The organism is Bradyrhizobium sp. BRP20 (assembly GCF_020194215.1).
In the GTDB taxonomy this organism is placed as follows: Bacteria; Pseudomonadota; Alphaproteobacteria; order Rhizobiales; family Xanthobacteraceae; genus Bradyrhizobium; species Bradyrhizobium yuanmingense.
This window is the reverse complement of record NZ_JADYVY010000019.1, coordinates 121521-127803: the sequence shown is the minus strand read 5'-3', so window position 1 is coordinate 127803 and position 6283 is coordinate 121521. Positions and strand designations below refer to the sequence as shown.

Here is a 6283-nt window from a genome sequence, read left to right as displayed (position 1 = left end):
TGCTTTGGGCCAAGCTGCTCAAGCCGTTCAACCCGAAAGACCCGCGCTCACTGTCGCTGCGCACGCACAGCCAGACCTCGGGCTGGTCGCTGACCGCGCAGGACGTCTTCAACAACGTGATGCGTACTACGGTGGAGGCGATGGCGGCCACCCAAGGCCACACCCAATCGCTCCACACCAACGCGCTCGACGAGGCCTTGGCGCTGCCGACCGATTTCTCGGCCCGCATCGCCCGCAACACCCAACTGTTCCTGCAGCAGGAGAGCGGCACCACCCGCATCATCGATCCCTGGGGCGGCTCGTATTATGTGGAGCGGCTCACGCGCGACCTCGCCGCCAAGGCCTGGGGCCACATCCAGGAGGTCGAGGAGCTCGGCGGCATGGCGAAGGCGATCGAAGCGGGCGTGCCGAAGCTGCGCATCGAGGAGGCCTCGGCCAAGACGCAGGCGCGGATCGACGCCGGCAAGCAGGCGGTGATCGGCGTCAACAAGTACAAGCCGACCGACGAGGACAAAATCGATATCCTGAAGGTCGACAACACCAATGTCCGCCGGCTTCAGATCGACAAGCTCAAGCGGCTGAAAGCCGAGCGCAACCAGCAGGAGGTCGATGCCGCCCTCGCCGCGCTGACGCGCTCGGCCGGCGAAGGCAACGGCAATCTGCTGGCACTTGCGATCGACGCGGCACGCGCCAAGGCGACCGTTGGCGAGATCTCTGACGCAATGGAGAAAGTGTTCGGCCGGCACTGCGCCGAGATCAAATCCATCACCGGCGTCTATAAGCGGGAGGCGTCCAGCATGGGCACCCAGGTCGAAAAGGTTCAGGCGCTGATCGACGCCTTCGAGGAAGCCGAGGGCCGCCGCCCGCGCATCCTGGTCGCCAAGATCGGCCAGGACGGCCATGACCGCGGCCAGAAGGTGATCGCCTCGGCGTTCGCCGATATCGGCTTCGACGTCGACATCGGGCCGCTGTTTGCCACCGCCGACGAAGCCGCGCGGCAGGCGGTCGAGAATGACGTGCACATTCTCGGCGTCTCCTCGCTGGCCGCCGCCCATCTGACCGCTGTGCCGGAGCTGAAAGCCGCACTGAACAAGCAGGGCCGCGACGACATCATGATCATCGTCGGCGGCGTGGTGCCGCCGCAGGATTACGATGCGCTCTATGCCGCCGGCGCCGAGGCGATCTTCCCGCCCGGCACGGTGATCGCGGACGCCGCCGAGGAGCTGATCCGCAAGCTGAACGCCCGGCTGGGGCATAGCGAGGCGGCGGAGTAGATGATAGACTGGCCGTGTGACGGCCAGGTGTGTCCATGACGCGTGACGAAATCGTCGCTGCGATACGCAAGAACGCGGATGCCATCAGAGGCAAGGGCGTAGCAAAGCTTGCCATCTTCGGCTCGCGAGCCGGCAACGATTATCGGCCTGATAGCGATATCGACGTGCTCGTCGAGATCGAGCCGGACACCTCGTTTTCGCTGCTCAACTTGATCGATGTCGAGCACATCATCGAGGATGCGACCGGCTTGCAAGCACAGGCAACTGTTCGCCGCTCCATCTCTCCCCGCTTTGCGGAGCGGATCGCAGACGATATTGTCGAAATATTCTGACGCTCACGCAGGAGCACTAACCTTGAAGTTCATCGCCGGTTTGAGCGTCGCCCTGGCGCTGAGCGCAACATGTGCGTTTTCCGCCTACGCCGCCGATCCCAAACCCGATGCGATCGTCAAGACCAAGAGCATCGAAGCGCGCGTCTTCCTCGGCGACAGGATCAAGGCGGATGCGGCGCTGGCGGCGGACTGCCTCGCGGAGGGCAAGACGTGGCTCGACAAGAATGCCGCGGAAGCCGCTGCCGCGCGCAAAGCGGACCCGCAGTTCTTCAAGGAGGGCGGCTGGGAGTTCGAGCGCAAATATGAAATCCGCTCCGTGGCTACCGACCGCTATGTCAGCGTCCTGCGCAACGACTACATGAACACACGCGGCGCCCATCCTAATTCGGACGTGAACACGATCCTGTGGGACAAGGCCGCCAACAAGCGCATCTCGATCCGTCCATTCTTCACCGAGACCGCCGATGGCGGCCCCACCATGAAGGCGATGGTGAAGGCCATCATCGCTTCGCTGACGGACGAGAAGAAGAAGCGCGGCGCCGGAGAGACCGCGACCGACGAGTGGTTCAAGTCCGTGGAGCCGCGCCTCCTCAAGATCGGCGCGGTGACGCTCGCGCCCTCCACCGAGGCCGGCAGGAGTTCCGGCCTCAACTTCCACTATCCGCCCTATGCCGTCGGCCCCTACGCTGAGGGCGAGTATGTCGCTTTCGTGCCGTGGGAGACGCTGAAGCCTTACCTCACATCGGAGGGCGCCCGCATCTTCGGCGGCGCGCGGCCCAAGGGCGACGCGGACGAGCCGTGAGCTGAGGCTAACGGGATCGCAAACGGGTCCGGGCCAATGTCCGCGCGAGGGAATCCGTCCAATCGGGAATCCAGGAGGCAAACAGCGCTTTCCAGCGCTCGGCGTCCGCAGGTTCAGTTTCGAGCGCAACCGACCATTCGATGAAGGTGCGGTCGCCTTCGATGATCGGCCGCAGATGCATGGTGCCTTGGTATCGCGCCGGCGCCGGACTCGGGCTACCGTCGTCTTGCGGATAGGGTATCGCTTCGAGACCGGCATAGGTCAGGCTGTGCTGCAGGTCCGAGTGATCGACCAGGCGCTGGCGGATCCAGTTTCCGAGATAGCAGAAGCGCCTGACGGCGCCGACTTCATCGCCGCGCCTGTTGTCTTCGATCTCGCTCTCGCTCACGCCGTCGATATAAGCGGGGTAGTTGTTGAAATCGCGGATCAGGGACCAGACGTCGTCGAGCGGGTGGTCCAGCACGGCGCTGTAATAGGCTTGGGTCATCGGTGGCTTGCCTTTGGTTTCGTTGCGCGCACAGGTTGGCTAGGCGCGCGGACAAAACCCACCCGATTTCCGACCGCCCATTCGACGGGCCGTCTGCTTTCACACAACATGGCGATTCCAGTTGGTAGCGCTACCTTGCGGCGGCGACGTAAAGCCGACTAGAATGCCGGAGTTGACAAGAGCGCCTGACATCACGGGCGCCGCTGGGAGGCATTCAATGTCCAAGATTTCGCGCCGCAGCTTTGCGGCTTCCACCGCCGCTCTCGCGGCCTCCGCCGCTTTCGGCTTCAAGCCCGCGCTCGCACAAGCCTATCCGGCGCGGCCCGTCACCGTGATCGTGCCCTGGGGCGCCGGCGGCGGCACCGATGCCACTGCGCGCATCGTCGCAGCGCTGCTGGAGAAGGACCTCGGCCAGCCCTTCAACGTGGTCAACCGCACCGGCGGCTCCGGCGTGGTCGGCCATAGCGCGATCGCGACCGCGCAGCCCGACGGCTACACCATCGGCATGCTGACCGTCGAAATCTCAATGATGCACTGGCAGGGCCTCACCGACCTGACGCCGAAGAGCTACACGCCGCTGGCGCTGATGAACGAGGATCCGCCCGGCATCCAGGTCTCCTCCTCCTCGCCCTACAAGACGGTCAAGGAGCTCGCCGACGCGATCAAGGCGGCGCCTCCGGGGAAGTTCAAGGCTTCCGGCACCGGCCAGGGCGGCATCTGGCATCTCGCGCTCGTCGGCTGGATGCAGGCGATGGGCCTGCCCGCCAACCAGGTCGCCTGGGTGCCGTCGAATGGCGCGGCACCCGCAATGCAGGATCTCGCGGCCGGCGGTGTCGATCTCACCACCTGCTCGGTGCCGGAAGCGCGCGCCATCATCGAGGCCGGCAAGGCCAGGAGCCTTGCCATCATGGCGCCCGCGCGCAATCCGGTGTTCAAGGACGTGCCGACGCTGAAGGAGGCCATGGGCATCGACTACGCAACCGGCGCCTGGCGCGGCATTGCGGGGCCGAAAAATCTGCCGCCGGAGATCGCAACCAAGCTCACTGCGGCACTGAAGAAGGTCTACGACTCCGCCGAGTTCAAGGACTTCATGAGCAATCGCGGCTTCGGCACCATGTGGGGCGATGCGGCCCATTTCGCGGGCTTCATGGACAAGGGCGACGCCCAGATGGGCGAGGCGATGAAGGCCGCGGGCCTGAGCAAGGCGTGATCCGCACCTGCGACGCCTTGATCGGGGTGCGAGGAACTCTCCGCAAGTCCATCTCTCACCTCCTCCGCGGAGACTCCCCCTCACCCCAACCCTCTCCCCGCAAGCGGGGAGAGGGAGCGCACCCCCTGTAGGACTCCCCCTATGCGTCTTCCCGACTCCGTCACGGGATCGTTTCTCGTCGCGCTCGGCGCGGCTGCCGCCTATGGCGGCTACATTCTGCCGCCGGTGCCGGGGCAGCCGGTCGGCCCCAATGTATTTCCGCTGGTGATCGGCTGCGGCCTTGCACTGTGCGGGCTCGCGATCGTGTTCGGCATCGGCCGTTCCTTCGAGGAGGAGGAAGAGCTGGTCCCGTTCGAGGACGGCCAGGCGGCTGCCCCGCCACCGCAGGGCAAGCTCTACGGCCTGCGCGCGCTGCTGCCGCCGGCGCTGCTGCTGTTCTACGTTGTTGCCGCCGACCGGCTGGGATTCATCATCACCGCGGCAATCATGGTCTACGTGACCTCGACCGCGCTCGGGGCGAAGTGGAAGCTGGCGCTGCCGCTCGCGATGCTCTCGCCATTCGCCATCCATCTCATCTTCGGCAAGCTGCTCCGCGTGCCGCTACCGGTTGGCCTGCTGCCGACGCCCTGGTGATCGATGTTGAAGACCCTGATTGATGCGTTCGCGCTGATCTCCACCTGGGAGGTCATCATCTCCATGTTCGCAGCCTCCGTGTATGGGCTGGTGATCGGCTCGCTGCCGGGCCTGTCGGCGACGATGGCGACCGCCCTGCTCGTCCCGGTCACCTTCTATCTGTCACCGATCGCGGCGATCGCGACTATCGTCGCGGCGTCCTCGATGGCGATCTTCTCCGGCGACATTCCCGGCGCGCTGCTGCGTATCCCGGGCACGCCCGCATCCGCGGCTTACGCGGATGAAGCCTACGCCATGACGCGCAAGGGCCAGGCCGAGCTGGCGCTAGGGGCCGGCGTCTGGTTCTCCGCGGTCGGCGGCATCGCCGGCGTGCTGTCGCTGATGATCCTGGCGCCGCCGTTGGCCGAGATCGCGCTGTCGTTCTCGACCTTCGAATATTTCTGGTTGGCGCTGCTCGGCCTGATGTGCGCCACCCTGGTGGCGCGTTCCTCGCCCGTGAAGGCGATCGCTGGCATGTTCATCGGCCTGCTCGTCGCCTGCATCGGCATCGAGAATCCCGGCGGCATCCCGCGCTTCACCTTCGGCCTGACCGATCTGTTCGGCGGCATCGAGCCGATCCCGGCTCTCGTCGGCGTGTTCGCGGTGGCGCAGGTGATGCGCGCGATGCTGACGCCCGAACCGCCGCCGCTGCCGCGGCGCAAATTCGGAAGCATCATGGCCGGCCAATGGAAGCTGACCAAGCTCTATCGCTGGCAGATGACGCGCGGGAACATCGTCGGCATCATCATCGGTGTGCTGCCCGGCGCCGGCGCCGACATGGCCGCCTGGGTCTCCTATGCGATGTCGAAGCGCTTCTCCAAGGAGCCGGAAAAGTTCGGCACCGGCCATGTCGAGGGCCTGGTCGAGGCCGGCGCCAGCAACAATGCCAGCATCGCCTCCGGCTGGGTGCCTTCGCTGCTGTTCGGCATCCCCGGCGACACCATCGCCGCGATCGCGATCGGCGTGCTCTACATGAAGGGCCTCAATCCCGGCCCGACGCTGTTCACCGAGAAGGCGTCGAGCATGTATGCGATCTACCTGATGTTCATCATCGCGAATATCTTGATGATCCCGCTCGGCATCGCGATGATCCGCGTCGCCACCTACATCCTGCTGGCACCGCGCTCGGCGATCATGCCGATCATCATGCTGTGCTGCGCGGTTGGCTCGTTCGCGATCGGCAACAACATGTTCGGCGTCGTCACCGTCGCCGCCTTCGGCGTGATCGGCTATGTCATGGAGACGAACGGCTATCCCGTCGCCGCCATGGTGCTCGGCATCGTCATGGGCACCATGGTGGAGCAGGCCTTCGTCACCTCGCTGATCAAGTCGGACGGCAGCATCTTGCCGTTCTTCGAGCGTCCGGTCGCGGCCATCCTCGCCGCGATGGCGATCGGCGCGCTGCTCTGGCCGGTCATGGTGTGGATCTGGCGCAAGGCGAAACAGCCGCAGACCGCCGCGGCAACGACCCGGTGATATCGAGCGGGCGGGCCTCGCCTGCCCCGC

7 protein-coding genes are annotated in these 6283 nt (G+C 65.5%); 6 read left to right on the top strand and 1 reads right to left on the bottom strand.

Translation table 11 applies throughout. From position 1 onward, the window contains the following. The 3 genes from I6F33_RS31885 to I6F33_RS31875 all read left to right on the top strand — a co-directional run. Window positions 1–1274 (top strand): methylmalonyl-CoA mutase family protein (locus I6F33_RS31885; RefSeq protein WP_225145179.1); only part of this gene is annotated, 1274 nt, incomplete at its 5' end. A gap of 35 nt (window positions 1275–1309) precedes the next feature. Continuing rightward, window positions 1310–1606 carry a nucleotidyltransferase family protein gene (locus I6F33_RS31880; protein ID WP_109144401.1) on the top strand — a complete coding sequence of 99 codons (297 nt, stop codon included), beginning with the start codon at window positions 1310–1312 and terminating at the stop codon, window positions 1604–1606. Between the two features lie 22 nt (window positions 1607–1628). After that, the gene (locus I6F33_RS31875; protein ID WP_225145178.1) at window positions 1629–2408 is read left to right on the top strand and encodes a DUF3298 and DUF4163 domain-containing protein; all 780 of its coding nucleotides are present in this window, start codon (window positions 1629–1631) and stop codon (window positions 2406–2408) included. Window positions 2409–2415: 7 nt separating this feature from the next. Here the strand turns inward: I6F33_RS31875 and I6F33_RS31870 are convergent, their stop codons facing one another. Next, on the bottom strand, window positions 2416–2895 hold the full coding sequence (locus I6F33_RS31870) for an SRPBCC family protein (RefSeq protein ID WP_225133447.1): 480 nt from the start codon (window positions 2893–2895) through the stop codon (window positions 2416–2418). 217 nt (window positions 2896–3112) lie between these two features. Between I6F33_RS31870 and I6F33_RS31865 the strand changes: the two genes are divergently transcribed. The 3 genes from I6F33_RS31865 (at window position 3113) to I6F33_RS31855 (ending at window position 6253) form a co-directional block, all read left to right on the top strand. Continuing rightward, window positions 3113–4105, top strand: a complete 993-nt coding sequence (locus I6F33_RS31865) for a tripartite tricarboxylate transporter substrate binding protein (protein WP_225145177.1) — start codon at window positions 3113–3115, stop codon at window positions 4103–4105. A 141-nt stretch (window positions 4106–4246) separates the two neighbouring features. Then, on the top strand, window positions 4247–4738 hold the full coding sequence (locus I6F33_RS31860; protein ID WP_109144402.1) for a tripartite tricarboxylate transporter TctB family protein: 492 nt from the start codon (window positions 4247–4249) through the stop codon (window positions 4736–4738). 3 nt (window positions 4739–4741) lie between these two features. Then, complete coding sequence (locus tag I6F33_RS31855) at window positions 4742–6253, top strand: tripartite tricarboxylate transporter permease (RefSeq protein ID WP_036006009.1); 1512 nt, start codon at window positions 4742–4744, stop codon at window positions 6251–6253. Window positions 6254–6283: the final 30 nt, after the last annotated feature.